Raw genomic sequence first — 25,055 nt, forward strand, 5'->3', positions numbered from 1 at the left:
ATAATTTTCGACAAAAAAACATCTTACGCAAAAAAATCAGAATAACTAATTACTGTGCAAATACATAATTATCACAAGTTTAACAGAGCGTAATTTTTCAAAAAATACAAACAAAAAAAGAAAAACAAACATATAATCAATAATAAATAAATATAAACAAACAAAAACGGGTGTTATTAAAATAGAAAAGTAGTATAATAAGAACAAGATCAGTTTTTTACAGTAACGGGAGGTAGTAGAGAATGAAAGTATCTTTATTTATTACATGCCTAGCAGATGTATTTTATTCAAATGTTGGTCAACATACAGTTGAACTTTTAGAAAAGCTTGGTTGTGAAGTGGATTTTCCTGAACAACAAACATGCTGTGGTCAGCCTGCTTATAATAGTGGTTATCATAAAGAAACAAAAGAAGTGGCAAAACATATGATTCGTACATTTGAAAATTCGGATTATGTTGTAGGTCCATCGGGTTCATGTGTGGCGATGCTTAAGGAATATAGTCACTTATTTGAGCAAGATCCTGCTTGGAAGGAAAGAGCTAAAAAGCTAGCAAATAAGTCATATGAATTAACACAGTTTATCGTAGATGTATTAAAAGTAGAAAACGTAAATGCTAGTTTACCAGCATGTGCGACTTATCATAAATCCTGTCATATGACACGTTTACTTGGTGTTAAAGATGCTCCTGGTAAGTTATTAGATCAAGTTGAAGGATTAGATGTAAAACCACTTCCAAATAGTCATGATTGCTGTGGCTTTGGTGGAACTTTTTCAGTGAAAATGGTTCCGATTTCAGAGCAAATGGTTGATGAAAAAGTTAAACATATTGAAGAAACCGGGGCGGAAGTATTAATTGGAGCTGATTGTGGTTGTTTAATGAATATAGGCGGAAGAATTAATCGAAAAGGTAAATCAATCAAGGTTATGCATATAGCAGAAGTATTAAATAGTGAGGTGAAGTAAAATGGCGATGAAGATTGGTGATGAGAAATTTTTTGAACGTGTTGATAAAGGTGTAAATAATACGTTCATGAGAAATGCAGTTGTTTCAGCTCAAGAGAGAATGCAAGGAAAGCGTCTTTTAGCTACAGAAGAGCTTGGAAATTGGGAAGAATGGCGTAAGCTTGGAGAAGAAATTCGAACTCATACGCTTGAAAACCTTGATTACTACTTAGAGCAATTGAGTGAAAACGTTAAAAAGCGTGGTGGACATGTTTTTTTTGCTTCAACAAAGGAAGAGGCAAATGAGTATATATCAAAAGTAGCAAAAGAAAAAAAAGCAAAGAAAGTTGTTAAATCAAAATCAATGGTAACAGAAGAAATTCATTTAAATAGTGCACTTGAAAAAGCAGGCTGTGAAGTGATTGAGACAGATCTAGGGGAATATATCCTTCAGCTTGATGATCATGATCCACCTTCACACATTGTTGTTCCTGCTCTTCATAAAAATAAAGAGCAAATTCGCGATACGTTTAAAGAAAAACGAGGCTATGATAAATCAGAAATCCCTGAGGAGCTCGCACTTTTTGCAAGAGAACAGCTTCGTCAGGAATTTTTAAGTGCTGATTTAGGTATTACAGGCTGTAATTTTGCTGTGGCGGAATCAGGCTCTATAAGTCTTGTCACAAATGAAGGAAATGCTGGACTTGTAACCGCTTTACCTAAAACGCAAATTACAGTAATGGGGATGGAACGAATTGTTCCAACTTGGGAAGAGCTAGATGTTCTAGTAAGTTTACTATGTCGAAGCTCAGTAGGCCAAAAACTAACAAGCTATATTACTGGTTTAACAGGACCAAAAGACGAGGGAGATGTAGATGGACCAGAAGAATTTCACCTTGTGATTGTTGATAATGGGCGTTCAAACATATTAGGAACAGAATTCCAAAGTGCACTCAACTGTATTCGTTGTGCTGCGTGTGTTAATGTTTGTCCAGTTTATCGTCATATTGGTGGTCATTCTTATGGATCAATTTATGCCGGACCAATTGGTGCAGTTTTAACACCATTACTTGGTGGATACGAAGATTATAAAGAGCTTCCATATGCATCATCTTTATGTGCAGCATGTACAGATGCATGTCCTGTAAAAATACCTCTACATGAACTATTAATTAAGCATCGTAGAAAAATTGTAGAAGATGAGAAAAAGTCACCTTTTGCTGAAAAGCTTGCAATGAAGGGCTATCAATTAGCAGCAAGTTCTCCAAGTCTTTATAAAGCGGGAACAAAATCAGCTTCCTCTGTTATGGCTCCGTTTACTCAAGATAATAGTATTCATAAAGGGCCAGGACCAATGAAGCCTTGGACAGACGTGCGTGATTTTCCTGCTCCTAATAAAGAGAGATTTAGAGACTGGTATAAAAAGAGGAACAAAGGAGGCGAATAAATAATGACAGAAGGACAAATTCATAATGAAGAAACATTTCTTAATAATCTTGCTGAAAAACTAGGAAGACAAAGAAGAAAGAATGTAACAAAACCAGAGTGGACAACAACTCCACAATATGACGTATTAAAAGACGCAACAAAAGATGAGTTAGTTGAAGTCCTAAAAAAACATTGTGAAGTAATTCATACTCAATTTATCGAAACAAATTCAGAGAATCTTACGAAACAAATCCGTGATGTTTTCGAACAATATGAAGTTGAAAGTGTTGTAACTTGGAAAGATGAGCGGTATAAACAGTTCGGGTTAGAAGATGAGTTATTGAAGGAATTACCTAAAGAGAATTTCGATGTTCATATTTGGGATCCGGCACTAAAAGAAAAAAATATCCAAGCAGCAGAAAAAGCTGATGTTGGCATTACATTTAGTGATATGACTTTAGCAGAGTCAGGCACAGTCGTTTTATTTAGTAGTGAAAACAAGGGCAGATCTGTTAGTTTATTACCGAAAACCTATATTGCTATTGTTCCAAAAAGTACATTAGTGCCAAGGATGACTCAAGCAACTGCATATATCAACAAACAAGTTCAAGAAGGTAAAAAAATTTCGTCTTGTATTGATTTTATAACAGGACCAAGTAATAGTGCTGACATTGAATTAAACTTAATTGTTGGTGTTCATGGTCCAATTAAAGCAACCTATATTCTTGTGAATGATAAATAATTTCAAAAATAAACAAAAAACACTTTCAAAAATAAACAAACATAGTTTATAATTAAAAACAGATAATCAAACAAAAACAGATATAAACAATAGAGGAGGAAACGAAAATGGTACAAAGTTTATGGAATAAAGAAAAAGCAGCTTCATTATCTCAAGGTGTTGAAGAATTAGTTTACCGCTCTAACTTAATTGGAACAGATCGTTCTGTATGTAACTGGGGTGGTGGTAACACATCAATGAAAACAATCGAAAAAGATTTCCGTGGCCGTGATGTAGAGGTTATGTATGTTAAAGGAAGTGGATCAGATTTAGCAACAATGAAGGCTCATAACTTCACTGGATTAAAAATGGAAGATATTCGTCCTTTAATTGAACGTGATGAAATGCCTGATGAAGAGATGGTTGCATATCTTGCACATTGTATGATTGACAGTAAGCATCCACGTGCTTCAATTGAAACTCTATTACATGCATTCTTACCTTATAAACATGTTGATCACACACATCCAGATGCGATTATTAGCGTTTGTTGTGCAGACAATGGTAGACAAATTGCAGAAGAAATTTATGGAGATCGTTTTGTTTGGGTACCGTATGTTCGTCCAGGATTCACTTTATCAAAAATGATTGCAGAAGGTGTGAAAAATAACCCAAATGCTGAATTAGTATTAATGGAAAAACACGGTCTTGTTGTTTGGGGAGAAACGGCCGAAGAAAGCTATGAAAAAACAATTTCTGTTATCAATGAAGCTGAGCAATATATTCAATCAAAACTTGTTGAAGAAAATGTATTTGGTGGACAAAAATATGAAGCTTTACCAGAAGAAGATCGTAAAGATATTTTAGCTCAAGTGATGCCTGTTATTCGTGGTGCTGTTAGTGAAGAAAAGAAAATGCTATTAACTTATGATGATGCAAAAGATGTACTACAATTTGTAAACAGTAAAGACGCTTCTGAATTATCACAAGTTGGAGCAGCATGTCCTGATCATTTAGTTCATACAAAAATGACACCTTTATTCATTGATTGGAATCCACAATCAGAAGATGTTGCTAGTTTAGTAGAAAAAGTAAAAGCTGGAATTGAAGACTTTAAAGAAGAATACAAAGCATATTTTGAAAGAAATAAAAACGAAGGTGACAAAATTTCTGAAACAGCACCACGAGTTATTTTAATTCCTGGTATTGGTATGGTTAATAGCGGAAAAAATATTCCGATGGCTAATGTTAGTGGTGCTTTATACCATCGTGCAATTGCAGTTATGAAAGGATCTACTACACTAGGAAGCTTTGTTTCTTTAAATGAAAATGAGTCATTCAATGTTGAATATTGGCCTTTAGAGCTTTATAAATTATCATTAGCTCCAGCAGAAGCTGAATTTTCAAGACAAGTAGCATTTGTAACGGGTGGTGCAGGTGGAATCGGTAGTGAAACTTGTCGTCAATTTGTAGCTGAAGGAGCACATGTTGTGATTGCTGACCTTAACTTGGAAGGTGCGGAAAAGGTAGCAGCGGAAATCAATGAACAATATGGTGAAAAACGTGCATTTGCAGTGAAAATGGATGTTACCAGTGAAGAAGCTGTTCAAGAAGCATTCAAACAAACGGCTTTAACTTATGGTGGAGTTGACACAATTGTCAATAATGCTGGACTTGCCACTTCAAGTCCTTTTGATGAAACTTCATTAAAAGAGTGGAATTTAAACATGAATGTTCTTGGAACTGGTTATTTCTTAGTTGCTCGTGAAGCGTTCAAGCAAATGAAAACACAGGGCACTGGTGGAAATATGGTGTTCATCGGATCAAAAAACTCTGTATATGCTGGAAAGAACGCAGCCGCATATAGCTCTGTAAAAGCGATGGAAACTCATCTTGCTAGATGTATTGCAGCAGAAGGTGGAGAGTTCGGTATTCGTGTAAACTCTGTTCTTCCAGATGCAGTTCTTCAAGGATCAGCTATTTGGGGATCAAGCTGGAGAGAAGAACGTGCTGCAGCATATGGTATCCACCCAGATCAATTAGAAGAACACTATCGTAAACGTACGACATTATTAGTGAATATTTATCCAAAAGATATTGCGCAATCTATTCTTTTCTTTGCTTCTTCAAAATCAGATAGAACAACTGGATGTATGATAACCGTTGATGGTGGAGTTCCAGCTGCATTTACTAGATAATAAATAATGGCTGTTTTCGTAAACTTGTTTTTAGAATTACGATGAAACAACTCTGTATAAAGTCTAGTGCTTTTTTCTTGTAAAAATCGCACCTTTTATGCGATAACACACTGTTACTGGTACAGCAGATAAAGACGTCTATTAGCAACAATCTTTCAGAAAAGAGCCTAAATAATAAGGATACAAACAAGGTGTAAAAGATTAAAATTCTATTACACCTTGTTTTGTAGCTAATAGTTGAAAGCATAAAAGTACTAAAAACGATGCGTTTCAGTTTATACTATGTCATAATAATATCTAGAGCCTACAAGCATAAGAGCTGACTCTTTTGGCAAGTAAGCTCAATCTCATAATTTATTTTCTCATTGTGAGAACTAGGAGGCACATACACATGCTTGTGGCAGAAAGACACCGTAAAATTGTCGATGTTGTTAATGAAAAATTAAGTGTTAGAGTAACAGAACTAAGTAAAATTTTTAAGGTAACAGAAGAAACTATTAGACGAGATTTAGAAAAATTAGAAAAAGAAAACCTATTACGCCGAAGTCATGGTGGCGCTGTAAGTATACAAGATGAACAAACAGAAGTTTCATATACAGAAAGAGAAATTACAAATGCAGCACAAAAGAGAGCCATTGCCATTGAGGCAGTTAAATTAATTGAATCAGGAGATCAAATTGTCCTTGATGCTAGTACAACTGCTTGGTATATGGCAAAAGAGATGCCAGATTTACCGTTAACGGTTTTAACGAACTCAATAAAAGTAGCGATAGAGCTAAGTAAAAAAGAGCAAGTTCGTGTTATTTCTACTGGTGGAATGCTACAGCCCAAATCACTTTCATATGTTGGTCCACTAGCAGAGAGATCACTAAATATGTATCATGTGAATAAGGCTTTTATATCCTGCAAAGGCGTTCATATAGATGCAGGGTTAAGTGACTCAAATGAGTGGCAAGCTTTGTTGAAAAAGCAGATGATGTTTATTGCAGATCAAACAATATTAATGGCCGATTCTACTAAATTTGGTGTACGGACATTTGCCCAAATTAAAGATATCCAAAATGTTGAGCGTGTTATTACAGATGATCGTATGAATGATTCGTATGCTCGAGCGTTAGAAGAAAAAGGTGTGCAGCTCCATATTGTTAAGGTATAAAGAGATAAGGGTTAAACGGGATAGCATAGCCTATGCCGTTTTTCTTATAAGTAAAATTCGGGATAAAATTATAATAGGCTGTTTTCGAAAACTTTGTTGTTTTAGAAACCTGATGGAAACAGCATTGTATAAAGTCTAGTGCATCTTTTCTTCTACAGATCATAACTTTTAAGCAATAATACACTAGTTCTAACAGATAAAGACGTCAATTAGCAACCTTCTTTCAGAAAAGAGCCTTACAATAAAAGCAAATACAATGTTAGATTCTGTTTGATATAAAAGAGGGATATTAATGAAACATGATCTTTTCCAAGAATTATTAGTGTTAAATGAAGAAGAGAAATTAGTTCTTCAACCAAAGAGAGAAGTGCAAAAAGAGATTTATACGAGTCAGGAAAGTTTTATTGTTGAAGGGGAAAAATTCTTAAATAATAGAATGATCATGGTGCGAAAACATACAAGATTTGTTCCATTTCCTAAACATAAGCATAATTATATTGAAGTTAACTATGTTTATAATGGAACACTTAATCAAACCGTAGGAAATGAAAAACTTGAATTAAAAAAGGGAGATATTCTTTTCCTTAATCAACATATTGAACATGAACTTGAAGCATGTGCAGAAGAAGATATTATCATTAACTTTATCATTAAACCAGAATTTTTTTCGTTTATCTTTTCATATTTAACAACGGAAAATATGATTTCTAATTTTTTAATAAGTAGTATTTTTAATGAAACACAAAATGGAGAATATCTTTATTTTGCTGTATCACAAATTGAAAGTGTTCAAGAGCTTATCGAAAAAATGATCATTGAAATTATGAATCCTTCGATGATGTCAGAATCAACTATAAAGTTATATATGGGGTTATTAATGGTAGAGCTTATTAAGAACTCTGATAAAGTGAAATATAAAGAGGAGAGCCATAAGCAGCAAACAATTGTTGAGTCACTAAAGTACATTGACGAGAAATTTAAAGATGCAACATTGTATGAATTGGCTAATAAATTAAGTCTTCCACATTACACGTTAAGCAAAGAAATTAAAAAGGCAACAAAATTTACATTTAAAGAACTAGTTCAGGAGAAAAGGCTAAGTGTAGCAAGAGAATTATTGGTTAACACATCTTTACCGATTACTTCAATTGTAGAAGAAGTTGGATATGAAAATATAAGTTATTTTTACCGTGTATTTAAGAGCAAATACGGATATACTCCAAAAAAATATAGAGATGAAATATTGAAAAAATAGCCATATTACTACTTATAAAAGTAGATGATATGGCTATTTTATTTTAGGTTATTAAGTGCATAAATGAATTGTATATTTGTAGTGAAATATATGTCTTTCTTATATCCAAAGGTTGTCAAAGAGAGAAAATATGGTGAATATTTAAGAGTTGTCACTTAAAAGCGAATGTTTTTGGCAAAGGTCTACATAAATTATTAACTACATATTTTTTCAACATTAAAATGGCAAATAAGGACAATAAAAGAGTTTAATCAAGTTATAGTAAAGGGGGAGATAATATTTTAAAATGTAAATAAGTAAGCGTTTTCGATAAGAGCTGTTTTCGGAAATTTTGTTGTTATTAGATACTTGAAGAAAACAGCATTGAATAAAGTCAAGTGGCATCTTTTTCTTTTAGAATAGTAATTTTTATGTAATAAAAACACTACTTTAACAGAAAAAGCCTCCAAAAAAAGGGTGGTAATCATGACTAAATATAGTTTAGCCGTAGATATTGGGGCTTCAAGTGGAAGGTTAATCCTTGGGCATGTAGAAAATGGGAAATTACAATTAAATGAAATTCATCGATTTGACAATAATATAGTAAAAAGAAATGAACACTTCTGTTGGGATATTGAAGCTTTATTTCAAGAAATAAAAGTGGGAATTAACAAGTGTAATGAGCTAAATATTAAGCCTGAAAGTATTGGTATTGATACATGGGCAGTTGATTTTGTGTTATTAGATGAAAATGACAATTTATTAACAGATGCTGTAGCATATCGTGATCCAAGAACAGATGGAATCATGGAAGAAGTATTTGAGATTATTTCAAAGGAAAAGCTGTACTTGGAGACTGGTATTCAATTTCAAAAGTTTAATACGATTTATCAGTTGTTCGCATTAAAAAAGAAGTCACCCGAAGTAATTGATAAAGCAAAATCATTTTTAATGATTCCAGAATATCTGAATTTTTTATTAACAGGTAAAAAAGCAAATGAGTACACAAACGCTACCTCTACACAGCTTGTTAATGCATTTACAAAACAATGGGACTATGAATTGTTGGCTAAGTTAGGAATTAACAAAGAGATGTTTCTTGAAATACAGCCACCAAAAGAGGTTGTAGGCACTTTATCAAAGGAGCTTGTTTCAGAATTTGGCTTTGATATGAAGGTAGTTTTACCTGCTACACATGATACAGGTTCTGCCGTTATTTCTGTTCCAGAACTAGAAGAAACAATTTATCTTAGCTCTGGTACTTGGTCATTAATAGGTGTGGAAAACTATTTCCCAATTTGTGTTCCGAAAGCTCTTAAGTATAACTTCACAAATGAAGGTGGATTGGATTATCGTTTTCGGTTTTTGAAAAACATTATGGGACTTTGGATGATACAAGAAGTAAAGAGAAATTATCATGACAATTATTCATTTGCCGAATTTGTTACCCTTGCTGAAAAAGAAGTAAACTTTCAATCTATTGTTAATGTAGATGATGATCGATTCTTAAAACCAGAAAATATGGTAAAAGAAATTCAACAATATTGTCAGGAGACTAATCAACAAATACCTCTAACTCCAGGACAAGTAGCAAAATGTGTTTATGATAGTTTAGCAAATAGCTATAAACGAGCAATCAATGAAATTGAAGAAATCTTTGAAAAAAGCTTTCCAAAAATAAACGTTATTGGTGGAGGGTGCCAAAATGAAATGCTCAACCAAATGATTGCGAATGTCACGAATAAAGAAGTTTGCGCAGGTCCAATTGAAGCAACAGCGATTGGAAATCTTGTCGCACAGCTTATGACATTAGGAGAAGTAGAAGATATTCAGCAAGCAAGAGCGTTAATAAAGAATTCATTCGAAGTAAAAACATATAAATCACAATACGTGAGAGGATGATAAATATGTCAGTAAAAGAGAGCTACGAATTAGCAAAGAAACAGTATGAAAAATGGGGCATTAATGTTGAGGACGTACTAGAAAAGTTAAAGCAAGTACCAATATCAATTCATTGCTGGCAAGGAGATGATGTTGGTGGATTTGAAGTAAACAAAGGTGAATTATCTGGAGGAATTGATGTTACAGGAAATTACCCTGGTAAAGCAAGAACACCTGAAGAATTAAGAAGTGATTTAGAAAAGGCATTATCATTAATTCCGGGGAAACATCGTGTCAATCTACATGCTATTTATGCTGAAACAAATGGTGAAGTGGTAGAGCGTGATCAATTAGAGCCTAAACACTTTGAGAATTGGGTGAATTGGGCAAAAGAACATGGATTAGGACTTGATTTTAATCCAACATTATTTTCTCATGATAAAGCCTCAGATGGTTTAACATTATCACATCCAAACCCGGAAATTCGTGAGTTTTGGATTAACCATTGTATTGCAAGTCGTAAAATTGCTGGGTACTTCGGTAAAGAGCTAGGAACTCCAACTTTAACAAATATCTGGATTCCTGATGGGTATAAAGATGTACCAAGTGATCGATTAACACCAAGAGTTCGTTTAAAAGAGTCATTAGATAAAATCTTTGAAGAGCAAATTGATGAGCAATTTAATATCGATGCCGTGGAAAGTAAATTATTTGGCATCGGATCTGAATCTTATGTTGTTGGTTCACATGAATTTTATTTAGGGTATGCTTTGAAAAACGATAAACTTTGTTTACTGGATACAGGGCATTATCATCCAACAGAAATGGTTTCAAATAAGATTTCTTCCATGCTGCTATATAGTGATAAATTAGCATTACATGTATCAAGACCAGTTCGTTGGGATAGCGACCATGTTGTGACACTTGATGATGAGCTTAAAGAAATTTCTCTAGAAATCGTACGTAATGATGCACTAGATAAAGTTATGATCGGACTAGACTTCTTTGATGCTAGTATAAATCGTGTGGCGGCTTGGACAATTGGGACTCGTAACATGATTAAATCTTTACTGAATGCAATGCTTATACCAAACGAGCATTTAAAACAATTACAAGAAGAAGGAAACTTTACAGAACGATTAGCTTTAATAGAAGAATTCAAAACATATCCATTTGGCGCAATTTGGGATTATTATTGTGAGCAAATGGGGGTACCTGTGAAGGAAGCTTGGTTGGAAGATGTGAAGAAATATGAGAAGGACGTTCTTTCTCAAAGATAAAATATAAGGTATAGAAGAGCACAGCATAATTTAATTTATGCTGTGCTTTTTAAATTACGACTTTTCTAATTTATTTTGCTTATCGATACTAAACTTAATTCACCTTTACTAATTGCCATTGCTGATTAGTGCTACCATGGTAATCATATTGAATAATATCTGAGCCATTTGTCGAGCCAAAAGCATCTAGTGCTTTGCCAGAATGACGGTTAATTATTTTATAGTAACCATTTCCAAGTGGAACAAAGCTCCATTGTTGGTTGTTTCCACCAAGATCTGAGTATTGAACAGCATCACCACTGTTATTTGTGTCCCAGCCAAAGATCTCCAAAGCTTTACTGCTATTTACATTTTTTAATTTATAGTAACCGTTTTCAAGATTGGTGATTGTCCATTGCTGATGAGTGCCACCATTATCAGACCATTGAATCACATCTGCACCATCAGCTGTACTTTTAGCGTTAACTTCAGCAATTTTACCGGTTCCACGGTTGATTAGCTTATACTTGGATCCAGTGAGAATACCTGCATCATTACTATCATAAGTCGGCCAGCCGTTAGCATCCCAATAGAGGTCATTAATCAGCAATCTAGGCATTCCGTTATTTTGCGCATCATATGCGTGACGAACAATGATGTTGTTGTTATAAACATCTTGGTGACCTGGTCCGATCCATTGAGCATTACCAGCATCAAGGATTGTTCCACCACCATTCATCATGTTTACACCATTTTTATCTACATAAGGACCTGTAATATTGGTTGATCGTCCATAAGCAATTTTATAAGTGCTGTCAACACCTTGGCAGCATTTATCGAAAGAAACAAACAGGTAGTAATAACCATCCTTATAGGTAATATTAGGTGCTTCAATAGCATGCTCTGGATGGTTTGGTCTAGCAGCAATTGAATAAAGCTGACCAGTTGGTTTCATAGTGTTTTTATCTAATTTAGTTAATTTAATTCCACTCCAGAAAGAACCAAAAGAAAGCCAAGGATCTCCATTCTTATCAATAACCAGATCACCATCGATTGCATTATAATCATTTGTAGAAGTGGATCTTATCACCAATCCGTCATCTCTCCAGTTACCAGAATTGATACTTTCTGTAGAGGTTAGCCCAATCATAGATGTGTTTGTCCCAAATTTAGATACAGAATAGTAAACCCAGTATCTACCATTATAATAATTAACATCTGGTGCCCATTGAGCACTTGTATGGCCCGGAACATAGTTGCTCCACCACGATAAAGGCTGTGGGAAAATAACAGGTGTTGCAGACCAATTGGTACCATTGTCAGATCTCAAAACTCGTATGCCGGTTTTATCAGCTTCTCCAGTACCAAAAGCCCACCATGTGTTACCTTCCTTAATGATTGACGGATCGTGTAACATAACATCTCCTGATAAATTCCAAAAAGAAGCAGAAACAGTTTGAGTAAGTGTAAAAACCATTAGAACGGTTAATAAAATAAACTTTCCTTTTACTTTCCAGCGTTTTTGTTTAATCAAAAGTATCCCTCCGTTATTTTGTTATCTAATACTATTTCCTATTAGGAAACCTCCTTTCGTCATTTAACTAGATTGATAACCACTAAAGTAAGCGCTATCATTTTTGCGTTATGTATGAAACACTTGGTGACTGAATTCAATTATAAAATAGGTTCGTACAATTAACAATGATTTTATAAAAAGTTAACCTTACATGAGATAAAATATATTGACATGTACGTATGTGTATAATACGATAAATTTCGTAAAGGAAAAGCGCTTACAAATTGAAAATTCAGTTTTGTAAGGGTTTTTTAAAAAAACTTAATTGGTGGAGCGTATAAATTACATAAATAAAGCTTCGTCATAAAAGAAGAGGTGAAGGAGAAAATGAAGAAACAGTTGTTGCAAAAGTTTTTGATTTTATTATTTGTATTCGTCATTGCTATTCCTAGTTCAGCATTTAAACATGTACCTAAGGTTCAAGCAGCAGAGGTACCTGTTTTTCAAAATGCATCTGTACATGATCCTTCTGTTATCAAGGTTGATGACATGTTTTATGTATTCGGATCACACTTGGCAGCTGCAAAATCTCCAGATTTAATGAAATGGGACAAGTTTGCATCTGAAGTTAATGCAGATAATCCGTTATTTGATGATGTAAGAGAGAACTTAAAAGAAACTTTTGAATGGGCTGAAACAGATACGTTATGGGCAGCAGATGTTATTCAGCTTGAAGATGGAAAGTTTTATATGTACTACAATGCATGTAAAGGAGACTCTCCACGTTCTGCACTTGGTATTGCTGTTGCAGACTCAGTAGAAGGTCCTTATGAAGATTTAGGAATTATTTTAAAGTCAGGTATGTGGGACCAAATTAGTGAAGATGGAACAATTTATGATGCAACAATCCATCCAAATGCTGTAGATCCTGATACATTTTTTGATTCTGAAGGTAAGCTTTGGATGACTTATGGTTCTTATTCTGGTGGGATTTTCATTTTAGAAATGGATCCGGAAACTGGTAAACCTTTACCAGATCAAGGATATGGGAAAAAACTACTTGGAGGAAATCATAGTAGAATAGAAGCATCATATATTCAATATGTTCCAGAAACAGGTTATTACTATATGTACCTATCATTTGGTGGACTTGATGCAATTGGTGGGTATAATATGCGAGTTGTTCGTTCAGAAAATCCAGATGGTCCTTATCTTGATGCAGAAGGAAATGACATGATTGATGTGAAGGCTAATCCTGATCTTCCTATATTTGATGATGCATCAATAGAGCCTTTCGGTGTGAAATTGATGGGTAACTTCTTATTTGATCGAAAAGTTGGAGAACCAGGAACAGGTATTGGAACTGGATATGTTTCACCTGGTCATAACTCAGTTTACTATGATGAAGAAACTGGAGAACAATTTTTAATCTTCCATACTCGTTTTCCTGAAAGAGGCGAACAGCATGAAATTCGTGTTCATAAAATGTATACGAATTCAAATGGCTGGCCTGTAGTATCTCCTTATCAGTATGCAGGAGAATCATTAGAAACTGTTACAGAAGCAGATGTTATCGGAGAATATAAACTTATTAATCATGGCAAAGATATTACTGCAGAAATTAAAAAGTCGGTTCTTGTAGGCTTAAATAGTGATGGAACCATTACTGGTGAAGTTACAGGTACATGGGAGTTTATTGATGATAATAAAGTACAGTTACAAGTAGAAGGGCAAACTTATGATGGAGTATTTGTTCGTCAATGGGATCCCACTACTCAGAGTTATTTAATGACTTTTACTACTTTATCTTCTGAAGGTATTGCAATATGGGGGAGTAAAGCAATCACTCAAACAGATGAAGAGCTTGTAGAACAAGTGAAGAATAACTTAGATCTTGGTGATACAAGCAAGGTAATTAGTAACTTAACACTTCCAACAGAAGGTTATCGTAATACTGAAATTAAATGGCAATCAACTCATCCGGAGATTGTTTCAGAGGATGGAGCAGTTACACGTCCAAATGATGCTGATGCTACGGTTACATTAACAGCAACAATTACAAAAGGTGGATTTACTACAACGAAAGAATTCTCAGTAGTTGTTTTACATCAAAAAGAGGGTAAATTAGTAGCTCACTATGCTTTTGAGGATAATATCGAAGACAGTACAGGAAATGTTGAAGAAGGAACAGTAACTGGTGCTACTATAGAAAGTACTGATGGAACCAATACGTATGGTGTTGGTAAAGTTGGACAAGCTGCTATATTTGATGGATCATCAGGTATTCGGTTACCAAATGGACTCATTTCGAGTAATGAATATACTGTTTCATTTTGGTTAAATCCAGAAGAAAAAACAAACTTTACAACTGCTTTTTTTGGAGCGAGAAATCAGGATAATTGGGTAAGTTTTGTTCCACAAGGCGGCGACTGGGTACAACATAACACAATGATTTGGTCAACAAGTAATGGTAATTGGGTTGATGCAAACACTAATTTAGCATTAAGCACAAATGAATGGGCACATGTTGCTTTTACAGTTAACAATGGGACACTAAACATTTATATTAACGGAGTAAATACGTATTCAGGAGAAAATTTCGGAGATGTATTTACAACAACTGACGGAGTCTTTGCTTTAGGAGTTAATTTCTGGGATACTCCATTCAAAGGTCTAATGGATGAGTTATTAATTTATGATAATATGTCTTTATCTGAAGAGGAAATATTAGATTACTATCAAACTGGAGAAGTACCAGGTAAGGTACAACCAACACCTCCAGGCGAAGGTGATGGAGGAGAAACACCAACAACACCAGAACAACCAGGCGAAGGTGACGGAGGAGAAACACCAACAACACCAGAACAGCCAGGCGAAGGTGACGAAGGAGAAACACCAACAACACCAGAACAGCCAGGCGAAGGTGACGAAGGAGAAACACCAACAACACCAGAACAACCAGGCGAAGGTGATGGAGGAGAAACACCAACAACACCAGAACAACCAGGCGAAGGTGACGGAGGAGAAACGCCAACAACACCAGAACAACCAGGCGAAGGTGATGGAGGAGAAACGCCAACAACACCAGAACAGCCAGGCGAAGGTGATGGAGGAGAAACGCCAACAACACCAGAACAACCAGGTGAAGGTGATGGAGGAGAAACGCCAACAACACCAAGTCCTGAAAAAGAGAAACCAAAGAAAGATAAAAAACCAGCAACTGTTTCACCTAAAGTGAAAGATGGTAAAGTAATAATAGATAACAAAGAATTAGAAAAAATTAAAGAAAACAATGGTCAACTTATCATTGAATTCAAGAATGAGAAATCGCCTAAGGCTACGCTTACTTTGACAAAAGAGAACATTAGTTTGTTAAAAGACAAAGGCGTTGAACAGGTTCTTTTCTCTCCAAAAGGTGTTGGATCTAGCATCAGCATTCCGCTTAGTATGATTGAGGCAGGAGCAGATGTCGAAATTAAACGTATAAAGGATACAACAGACTCAAGATTTGTTAGTGGAATCTATGACTTTACGATTAAAGTGGGGGATGCAACGTTACATTCATTCCAAGTACCACTTGAGTTATCGTTTGAAGTAGATATGAAAAAAGTGAAAAATACTGATAACCTTAGAGTTGTATATTTCAATGAAGACACAAAGAAATGGGAAATTGTCGAAGGTGCAGTTTACAAAGATGGTAAAGTGAATGTATCAACAGATCACTTGAGTATCTATTCAGTTGTGGAGATTGAAAATGAAGAAGAAGTATTAGAACTAGCAAGTGCTTCAACAGAAAGCTATGAGCTACCAAACACTGCTACTTCATCTTTTAACTTCCTAGCAATGGGTATTATGATCTTAGTCATTGGTGGAGTATTCTTCTTCTTACAAAGAAGAAAGAATGGTATGGCTAATTAAGATTTTTTCAGAAATTTTTATATGAGCACTTATTAATACAGTTTTCTTTAAGATTGTTTAATATGTACTCACTATAATGGAATGGAGTTCCAGACACTGCCTCCTTTAAAGTGAAGCGAGTGTCTGGAGCGAAATGAAACGAATGTATGTTTATCAAATAATCCATTAAAAACAATAAAATATTCGAATAAACCCTTGTAAAATAGCAAAAAAGCTTTCTCGAACATGATTCTTTTGAATCCGTTCAGAAGGCTTTTTTTGTATATTTATTGTTATTGCTTATAATGGAATTCGTTAAGTATGAACACTTTCCTTTGCTTCTCTTACTTCCTTAACAACATCACGTGGTCTGCAAGTTTTATATTGTTTAAAGACTCTTCCGAAATATGTAAGGTTCGAATAACCAACCTGATAAGCTACTTCACTAATAGAGTTAGAGCCTTCTCTTAATAACCGATCTGCTTCATGAACACGTAACATATTTACATATTCTACAAATGTTTTACCAGTGGTTTTCTTAAACACATAACAAAAATAATTAGGGCTTAGGTTACAATAAGTTGCTGCTTCTGTAATAGTAATCTGTTTTTGAAAATTTTCACTAAGATATATGAGTATGCTTTGAATTGATGTGTCTTCTCGATTACTTTGAATAGAATCAAGTTTTGCCTCTGATAATCGAAAAATTAATGCGATAGAATGAATAAGATTTGCTTTAATGAAGAGTTCGAAACCCTTTTTCTTTTCTATGTATTCTAAATACAATTCTTCTAATAAGCTTGTTAGGCTACTAGCTACGGGATTTTTAGCCTTAATAATACTAGGAATCTTTAATTCTTGGTTAATAATAGGAAGAACATATTTCTTTTCAGTGCTATCAAGTGATAGATTACGGATTAAAGCTTCATTAAAAACAATTGATATCAACTCAGAACCTTCTGTCATGGAATAAGCACCATGAGTTTCATTTGCATTTACAAATAATACGTCACCTTCATACAATTCTGTGAACTGTTCTTGTATCTGTACATGAAATTTTCCTTTCCTGATCAAAATGAATTCCATATGATCCTGCCAGTGCAAAGGGATTCCTGTTCCATTAGGTGGAGAGACCTTGAATATATTCAGAGGGAAGGTCTTATCCGGAATGAAAGTATATTCTTTAAATGCTGGTTGTTCGTACAATTTTGGTCCTCCTCAGTTTTTTTACATAGGGTATCTGGAATAATAGAGTACACATTGTTATGAAGAAACAGGAAAACAACAATCTAAGTCATTGATGATAATAGTTTTAATAGGGTGATAGCCCTGTTTTATACCTTGACAAATATCTATTCAGTACCTTAATCTTAATGTACGTACAAATAATCATATAGCAAAAAATACATTCGTTCAACTTGTAGTTTAGATTTATTTTAATAAATGCAGATATTTTTGTAAACGATTACTTTTTTGAAAGGTAGGGGAGAAATATGAAACATCATCAATATGCACTAACGCCTCCAATGGGGTGGAATAGTTGGGATTGTTATGGTGCTACTGTCAGAGAAGATGAAGTAAAAGGAAATGCAGATTATATGGCAGCTCATTTAAAGCAATATGGTTGGGAGTATGTTGTTGTTGATATACAGTGGTCAGAATCTGGGGCTGTTTCTTCTGCTTATCGTCCATTTGTTCCTTTAGAAATGGATGAATACTCTCGATTAATACCAGCCGAAAATCGATTTCCGTCAGCAAAGGATGGAAAAGGTTTCAAGCCATTAGCTGATTATATACATAATCTTGGATTGAAATTTGGTATTCATATTATGAGAGGAATTCCGCGTCAGGCTGTTCACCAAAATACACCTATCCTTGGCACAAATATTACTGCAAGAGACATAGCTAAACCTAATTCAATTTGTCCTTGGAATACAGATATGTATGGTGTTGATCTTGTAAAAGAAGGTGCTCAAGAATACTATGATTCTCTTTTTAAATTATATGCAGAATGGGAAGTCGATTTTCTTAAGGTCGATGATATTGCAGATTCAAAGCTATATGGTCCACACATAGATGAAATCCAAATGATAAGAAAGGCAATAGATAATTGTGGTCGTCAAATGGTTTTAAGTCTTTCACCAGGACCTGCTCCATTAGATCAGGCAAGCTTGCTTGAAGAAAATGCAAATATGTGGCGCATGACTGATGATTTCTGGGATTTGTGGGAATTGCTTTATAACATGTTTGATCGTTGTTATAAATGGAGTAAAAATATAGGACCTGGTTATTGGCCAGATGCTGACATGCTACCTTTAGGACATATTGGAATTCGGTCAGTTGATGGAGGTGCAAGTGATCGGTATACAAGATTCACAAAAGATGAGCAAATAACTATGATGACGTTGTGGTCAATCTTTCGTTCTCCATTAATGTTTGGTGGGGAATTAAGAGATAATGATGAATGGACATTATCTTTGCTTACTAATCAAGAAGTCCTTGATATGCATCGAAATAGTCATAGTGCTCGTCAAGTCTACAGGGAAAAAGATAAAGTGGTTTGGACAGCTAAAGGTGAAAATGAAATCTATGTGGCGTTATTTAATATATCGAATGATAAGCAGGAAGTATCTGTGAAATTTGAGGCATTAGGGTTGAACAATATAGTAAAAACTCAAGTTAGAGATTTATGGAAGCAACAGCAAGTGGATATTATGGATAGTGGTATTAGCTATGAATTATTGCCACATTCTTCAATGCTATTAAAAATAGATTTATAGTAATCTATTTAAGTTAATTTTGTAGCTACAGGATCAAAAGCAGTGTTACTTATTTGACACTGCTTTTTTATGTAATAAGAAAGCTTCAGACTTTGTTTTCCACTAGAATCTCGAGGGAAAAATAAACCCTTCGTCTTATGCTACCTAGGGCTGAACAAGACCCTTGAGCATTTCTTATTATTGATATCGATAATTCTCATTAATATATGTTGTCGGAGCAACACCAGTAATTCTTTTAAAGACTCGGCTGAAATAAAAAGGGTTAGAAAATCCTAATATATCACTAACTTCAGAAACATTTCCCTCGTTCTTTTTGAACATTTCAATTGCCTTTTCGATAAGCAATTCATTTTGGTACACGTTTACGCTTCTACCTGTCTGCTTTTTAAAGATAGTCGATAAATAAGCATAATTCATACCAAGTGTAGTAGCTACTTCTTCTCCTGTTAATTTATGTTCAGAGCTTCTCATTATTTTGATCATTTGATTGACAATATAATGATTTTTCGATTCTTGCGGATCTTCTATATGATTTGAATACAATTCAATAAAAAATTGATAAGTTTGTAATGAAAGCTGTAAAGGGCGTAACGGATGTGGATTTTCATATAAAGCAACAAGGTTTTTAAGCTTTGATTCCGTATAATTAGCGTTTGTGACTATTCCATGCTTTGGAAGACTTACTGCAGTTGAATAGGTATCTTCATTAATTAAAGAGGACTGAGGATAATACTTGTATTCTACTTCTTCTATCAACGATTCACTTGGTGGTGAGTCATAAAAATGAATATAGAACCATTTGGTACCAGGCTTATATAAGTCTCCACCCCAATGAGGTGTGTTTTTTCTGAGAAATAGATATGATCCTTTATTAATTCGATAATCTGTTTCATCTTCAATAACATGTATAGCCCCTTCAACGACAAATATGAATACATGAATTTTTTCCATTTTTCGATCAGGATGACGAAATATACCATTACTATCATGGATATAACCTATATCTCTAATTAACGGAAGATTATATGAGTTTATCTTTATACTGTTCATAATTATCACCTTTATCATATGTTATCTATTAACTTTAGAATAACACAAATATCTAAAAAAAAGATATGTAATCTATTGTTTAGTGAATTCCAGTTATTAAATTTTACATTCATAATAATAGTATAAAATATGAAAAGCAGGTGACTATTAATGAATAATGTAAAGCTATTAGATGGTATTTTTAAAGATTCAGAGAGAATAGGGAAAGAATATTTACTGTATCTTGATGTAGATCGTCTTGTTGCTAGTTGTTATGATGCAGCTTCACAAACACCAAAAAAACCACGGTATGGTGGATGGGAAACACGAGGTATTAGTGGACATTCTATAGGACATTGGCTTTCTGCTGCAGCAACCATGTATTCAGTAACAAAGGATGAGAAATTAAAGGAAAAGCTAAACTATGCGATAGATGAACTAGCGCATGTACAATCATTTGATCACTATGGATATGTAAGCGGATTTCCACGAGATTGTTATGATAAAGTGTTTGCAGGTGGAGACTTTGAAGTTTCTCATTTTAGTTTAGGAGACTCATGGGTACCTTGGTATAGCATTCATAAAATTTATGCAGGGCTAATTGATGCTTATAAAATTTGTCATAATGAAAAAGCACTTGAAGTTGTAATAAAGCTTGCTGATTGGGCGAAGGAAGGAACGGACAGACTGACAGATGACGAATTTCAAAGAATGCTGATATGTGAACATGGTGGAATGAATGAAGCAATGGCTGATCTTTACTTAATTACAGGTAATAGAGGTTATCTTGATCTCGCAATTAGATTTTGTCATAAAGCTGTGTTAGATCCTTTATCAAAAGGAATTGATGAGCTAGAAGGTAAGCATGCGAACACTCAAATTCCTAAATTAGTAGGTGCTGCAAAACTTTACGAAATCACTGGTGAGAAATATTATCGTGATGCAGCGGTATTCTTTTGGGATATCGTTACCAAAAACCGTTCATATGTAATAGGTGGAAATTCTAAAAATGAACATTTTGGGATTGAAAAATCAGAGGAGCTTGGAATTACAACAACTGAAACCTGTAATACCTATAATATGATGAAGTTAACAGAGCATTTGTTTAGATGGACACATAAAGCTGAATACATGGATTATTATGAAAGAGCTTTATATAATCATATTCTTGCTTCACAAGATCCAGATACAGGTATGAAAACATATTTTGTTTCAACACAACCAGGTCATTTTAAAGTATATTGCTCTGCAGATGATTCTTTTTGGTGTTGTACAGGTACAGGTATGGAAAATCCGGCACGTTATACAAGGAGTATTTATCATCAAGAAGAAAATGATTTGTTTGTGAATCTATTTGTTGCATCTGAAATTAATTTAAATAAAAAGGAAATGAAAATCAAACAAGAAACTTTATTTCCTGAGGTTGGTTCGACTAAATTAACAATTGAAGCTAACAAAGATGAGTTTTTAACCATTCATATTCGTGTACCATACTGGGTATCAAACGAAGTAGTTGTTGAAGTTAATAATGAACAAGTCGCAGCAACTAGTGAAAAAGGGTATTTGACGATAAGTAAACAATGGCAAAATGGGGATGTAATTGATATTAAGCTACCAATGGAGCTGCATACTTACAGAGCTAAAGATGAATCTTCACACGTTTCATTTATGTACGGACCTATCGTCCTCGCGGGAGCTTTAGGTACAGAAAACTTCCCGGAAAGCGATATATTGGATGATCATCTAAAGTTAAATAACTATCCTTTAATTAGTGTACCAACACTTGTAACAGGAGAAGTAGATTTAACGAAATGGATTAAACCAGTTGAAGGTAGTGCTCTAACATTTGAGACAGAATCAATAGGTCAACCAGGAAATGTGAAAGTAACTCTAATTCCTTTTTATGCGCTTCATCACCAACGCTACACACTGTATTGGAATGTGATGGATAAAGAAGAATATGAGAAATTCTTATCAAAAGAACAAAGTGAATCAGAAAAGTTAGCATCTATCACAGTCGATCATGTTCAACCACATGAGCAACAACCAGAAGTTGAACATAGCTTAAAAACAGAAAACTCAAATTCTGGATATTTGAATGTTGTTCATGCAGGCTGGCGTGATAGTCGTAATGATGGATTTTTCAGCTATGAAATGAAGGTAGATTCTAAAAAAGATATGTATTTACATGTTACCTACTTTAGTGGTGATCAAATTTTACATTTAGACGGAATAGCTTATGAACGAGATTTCCAAATTGCTATTAACGATACTGTCATTGCAAACCAAACATTAAAGGGAGATATGTCTGACAATCTATTTAGTATTGCTTACTCAATTCCGCGCGATTTAACGGAAAATAGAGAAAAAATTGAAGTTAAATTTGTATCAACTGAAGGAAAAATAGCTGGTGGTGTTTATGGGGTTAGAACTCTGAATGATAAATTATAACTGATCATAAATGGTTAAGAAATCGTTTTGGTTAATGATAATAAATAAATGAATCAGCAGACCAATCGTATTGTGATTGGTCTGTTTTGTGTTTTGTAGACTTTTTTTACTTTAAAAGCAGCATGCTAGTGAAGATAGAAGAGACTTACAATAGGGAGTTTTGTCGTAAATTGTCTAATCGAAGATAAATTCGGAAAATCGATGATAAATCTGGATAATCGAAGATAAATCTCAAGAATCGATGACAAGTCCAATTTTCTTGCTGCTTCCGCCTTAACTTATCAAGTTTTTTGCCTTTTTAGAGCATTTTCCTGAAAGATTTGTGTTAAATTATCTTTATTGCCTGTTGAATTAGATTTCTTCGTATAAAAGGTACAAAAAAAGCAAAAAAGTTTACAAATACACTCTTAATTAGAGACCTTAAATAAATGAAAAATAAACGCTTGAATAAGAATCCAAGCGCTATTATTTTGAAACATTAAATTTTGAAATTCCCGATAACCTTCATTAAATCTTCTGCTTGTTTAGAAAGCATTGATGTTGATGCAGCAATTTCTTGCATTGCTGCAGAGCCTTGTTGAGATGCAGCGGCTGTTGTTTCGGTATGTGATGCATTAGTAGATGAGATGTCGATTACTTGATTAAATGCATCTGACACTTCTTTACTAAGATTCATTGTTTGCTGAATGTAATCCACCATTGTATTGACGACAGTTGTTGTCAGTTGAGTTTGTTTGACGATATCTTCAAAAGAGCTATTCGTTTGCTTAGTTAGCTCTACTCCAGAAATGACTTCTTTGACACCTTCATCATTTTGATTGATGATGACTTTTACCTCATCTTGAATAGAGCTAATAATTTGTTTTACACCACGTGCGGCATCCTGAGATTGCTCTGCTAATCTTCTCACTTCCGCTGCTACAACTGCAAATCCTTTACCTTGCTCACCTGCACGTGCAGCTTCAATTGCAGCATTAAGTGCTAATAAATTTGTTTGTTCAGCAATGTCAGTAATTGTGCTAATAATTGAAGTGATTTCGGTAGATTTCTTCCCTAGGGCTTCAACAGTTTTATTTGTGTTAGACATAGTTTCTTCTATGGATAGCATTTTTTCAGAAGATGCTTTAACAGAATTTCCACCATTTTGTGCTACCTGTTGCATTTTAATCGAGTTAGTTTTTACTGTTTCAGCTTGTTCACTTAAAGATATTGCCGCTTTTTCAAGACTTTGCATGATTTCAAATGATATCTTCATTTTTGTTTCGGTTTTTTCACTTCCAGAGGCAATCTCACTAGAAGCATTCGCAATTGAATTGATCACTGTTGTAGTTTCTTCTGTTGAAGTTAGCAAATGTCTTGTGGTTGCGGTTACATTTTGCGCCATATGAGAAACTTGGTGTACCAAAGTGCTGATACCATCGATTAATTGATTTGTGTCATTTGCTAAATCTGCGAGCTCATCTTTTGAATTTACCTGAATTCGTTTTGTTAAGTTACCACCAGCATTAGCAATTTCAAGAATGGACGTGCTAATTTTATTTAAGTTAATTTTTAGTCCTCTAGTTAAGCTAAGTGCAAAGAATATAGATAATACAATGGCGAATAAGGTTAAACTTATTGTGACTATTTTAAAGATTGAAACTTGACTATTCAAGTCATTAATTCTTTCTTGTTGGTTTTTTTGCTGATCAGCAACTATCAATTCAACATCAGTTTGAATGGAATTCATATACTCTGTTCCTTCACCAGCTTCAACAATAATTGCAGCTTCGTCTAAACCAACAGTTTTTCTTGTATTAACTAGGCTATCAGAATAGGCAACCCAGTTGTTAAAGGCTTCCTCAATGTTTGATAACTTTGCCAGTTGACTATCATTACCTTTGAAAAGATTTCTTAAATGTTCAAGTTCTGTAGGAATGTCATTTTTACCATTCTCAAATGGATAAATAAAATCTGTAAGCCCAGTAATAACAAAACCTCTTTGACTTGTTTCCATACTAAGTAAAATTCTTGATAAATCCTGTGTACTAGTGTTTATTTCCAAGTCATGTTGAATTAAATAATCAATTTCTTTATCTAGCTTGTTGATGTTTGTGTAAGAAGTTGTTGCGGATAAAAGTAGGACAATTGATAATAAACCAAAAGATATAATTAATTTTCCGCGAATGGTGTTAATGTAGGAGAAAATACCTAGTGGTTTCTTCTCAACTCTAGGCTTGTTGTAATCTTTCTTCTTTAATTTAATCGGTTTCTGTTTTTTTGAATCTTTTCCTTTTCTCTCTTTTTGGTTAAACACGGTGACCTCCCCCGATTAAGCCAAAACCACCCTACCAAATTACGTTGGTAGTAATAAAATATTCTCCTTCATATTACAACTTAAAAAATGACATTACTAGTAAAAATTACACTTTTTTTAGATTTTTTTGAAAAAAATGTCGATTCGTATCTAAATAGACCTATGTTAACGCCTTATAAACAATTATTAAATTTATACATCTTAATAGTTTAAAAGTCGAAAATTCCCGTAATAGTAGATGCAAAAGTGATAAATAGTATAGGTT

General features: G+C 34.1%; 15 protein-coding genes and 1 pseudogene. 11 read left to right on the plus strand and 5 right to left on the minus strand.

All coding sequences use genetic code 11. The features are described 5' to 3' along the window. Positions 1-242: 242 nt before the first annotated feature. The 8 genes from LC076_RS09075 (at position 243) to rhaA (ending at position 10,842) form a co-directional block, all read left to right on the plus strand. Positions 243-965, plus strand: a complete 723-nt coding sequence (locus tag LC076_RS09075; protein WP_226667878.1) for a (Fe-S)-binding protein — start codon at positions 243-245, stop codon at positions 963-965. Position 966: 1 nt separating this feature from the next. Beyond that, positions 967-2,391, plus strand: coding sequence for a LutB/LldF family L-lactate oxidation iron-sulfur protein (locus tag LC076_RS09080; RefSeq protein WP_226667879.1), 1,425 nt, complete (start codon positions 967-969; stop codon positions 2,389-2,391). 3 nt (positions 2,392-2,394) lie between these two features. Further along, entirely contained in the window at positions 2,395-3,114 is a 720-nt protein-coding gene (locus LC076_RS09085; protein WP_226667880.1) for a LutC/YkgG family protein, read from the plus strand. Positions 3,115-3,221: 107 nt separating this feature from the next. Beyond that, entirely contained in the window at positions 3,222-5,291 is a 2,070-nt protein-coding gene (locus LC076_RS09090; RefSeq protein WP_226667882.1) for a bifunctional aldolase/short-chain dehydrogenase, read from the plus strand. Between the two features lie 391 nt (positions 5,292-5,682). Continuing rightward, complete coding sequence (locus LC076_RS09095) at positions 5,683-6,447, plus strand: DeoR/GlpR family DNA-binding transcription regulator (protein WP_226667884.1); 765 nt, start codon at positions 5,683-5,685, stop codon at positions 6,445-6,447. Between the two features lie 292 nt (positions 6,448-6,739). Continuing rightward, entirely contained in the window at positions 6,740-7,702 is a 963-nt protein-coding gene (locus LC076_RS09100; protein ID WP_226667885.1) for an AraC family transcriptional regulator, read from the plus strand. A 465-nt stretch (positions 7,703-8,167) separates the two neighbouring features. Beyond that, on the plus strand, positions 8,168-9,583 hold the full coding sequence (gene rhaB, locus LC076_RS09105; RefSeq protein WP_226667887.1) for a rhamnulokinase: 1,416 nt from the start codon (positions 8,168-8,170) through the stop codon (positions 9,581-9,583). A gap of 5 nt (positions 9,584-9,588) precedes the next feature. Further along, the gene (gene rhaA / locus LC076_RS09110; RefSeq protein ID WP_226667889.1) at positions 9,589-10,842 is read left to right on the plus strand and encodes an L-rhamnose isomerase; all 1,254 of its coding nucleotides are present in this window, start codon (positions 9,589-9,591) and stop codon (positions 10,840-10,842) included. A gap of 94 nt (positions 10,843-10,936) precedes the next feature. On the opposite strand, the gene LC076_RS09115 is transcribed toward rhaA, so the two are convergent. Further along, positions 10,937-11,365 carry an RICIN domain-containing protein gene (locus LC076_RS09115; RefSeq protein ID WP_226668522.1) on the minus strand — a complete coding sequence of 143 codons (429 nt, stop codon included), beginning with the start codon at positions 11,363-11,365 and terminating at the stop codon, positions 10,937-10,939. 18 nt (positions 11,366-11,383) lie between these two features. After that, positions 11,384-12,298, minus strand: a pseudogene (locus LC076_RS09120) (glycoside hydrolase family 43 protein); the annotation flags it as partial. A gap of 426 nt (positions 12,299-12,724) precedes the next feature. On the opposite strand from LC076_RS09120, the gene LC076_RS24350 reads away from it, so the two are divergent. Further along, positions 12,725-16,255: a LamG-like jellyroll fold domain-containing protein gene (locus LC076_RS24350; RefSeq protein ID WP_319005498.1), complete on the plus strand. Its 3,531-nt coding sequence runs from the start codon at positions 12,725-12,727 to the stop codon at positions 16,253-16,255. 294 nt (positions 16,256-16,549) lie between these two features. On the opposite strand, the gene LC076_RS09135 is transcribed toward LC076_RS24350, so the two are convergent. Then, positions 16,550-17,440, minus strand: a complete 891-nt coding sequence (locus tag LC076_RS09135) for a helix-turn-helix domain-containing protein (protein ID WP_226667892.1) — start codon at positions 17,438-17,440, stop codon at positions 16,550-16,552. 287 nt (positions 17,441-17,727) lie between these two features. On the opposite strand from LC076_RS09135, the gene LC076_RS09140 reads away from it, so the two are divergent. After that, positions 17,728-19,014, plus strand: a complete 1,287-nt coding sequence (locus tag LC076_RS09140; protein ID WP_226667895.1) for a glycoside hydrolase family 27 protein — start codon at positions 17,728-17,730, stop codon at positions 19,012-19,014. A gap of 177 nt (positions 19,015-19,191) precedes the next feature. On the opposite strand, the gene LC076_RS09145 is transcribed toward LC076_RS09140, so the two are convergent. Continuing rightward, positions 19,192-20,064 carry a helix-turn-helix domain-containing protein gene (locus tag LC076_RS09145; protein WP_226667897.1) on the minus strand — a complete coding sequence of 291 codons (873 nt, stop codon included), beginning with the start codon at positions 20,062-20,064 and terminating at the stop codon, positions 19,192-19,194. Positions 20,065-20,214: 150 nt separating this feature from the next. Between LC076_RS09145 and LC076_RS09150 the strand changes: the two genes are divergently transcribed. Next, positions 20,215-22,494 (plus strand): glycoside hydrolase family 127 protein, encoded by a 2,280-nt coding sequence (locus LC076_RS09150; protein WP_226667899.1) that lies wholly within the window; start codon positions 20,215-20,217, stop codon positions 22,492-22,494. A 478-nt stretch (positions 22,495-22,972) separates the two neighbouring features. Here LC076_RS09150 and LC076_RS24355 read toward each other — a convergent pair whose 3' ends face one another. Beyond that, positions 22,973-24,790 carry a methyl-accepting chemotaxis protein gene (locus LC076_RS24355; protein WP_226667901.1) on the minus strand — a complete coding sequence of 606 codons (1,818 nt, stop codon included), beginning with the start codon at positions 24,788-24,790 and terminating at the stop codon, positions 22,973-22,975. Positions 24,791-25,055 lie beyond the last annotated feature (265 nt).

Source organism: Metabacillus litoralis (assembly GCF_020524045.1).
In the GTDB taxonomy this organism is placed as follows: Bacteria; Bacillota; Bacilli; order Bacillales; family Bacillaceae; genus Metabacillus; species Metabacillus litoralis_C.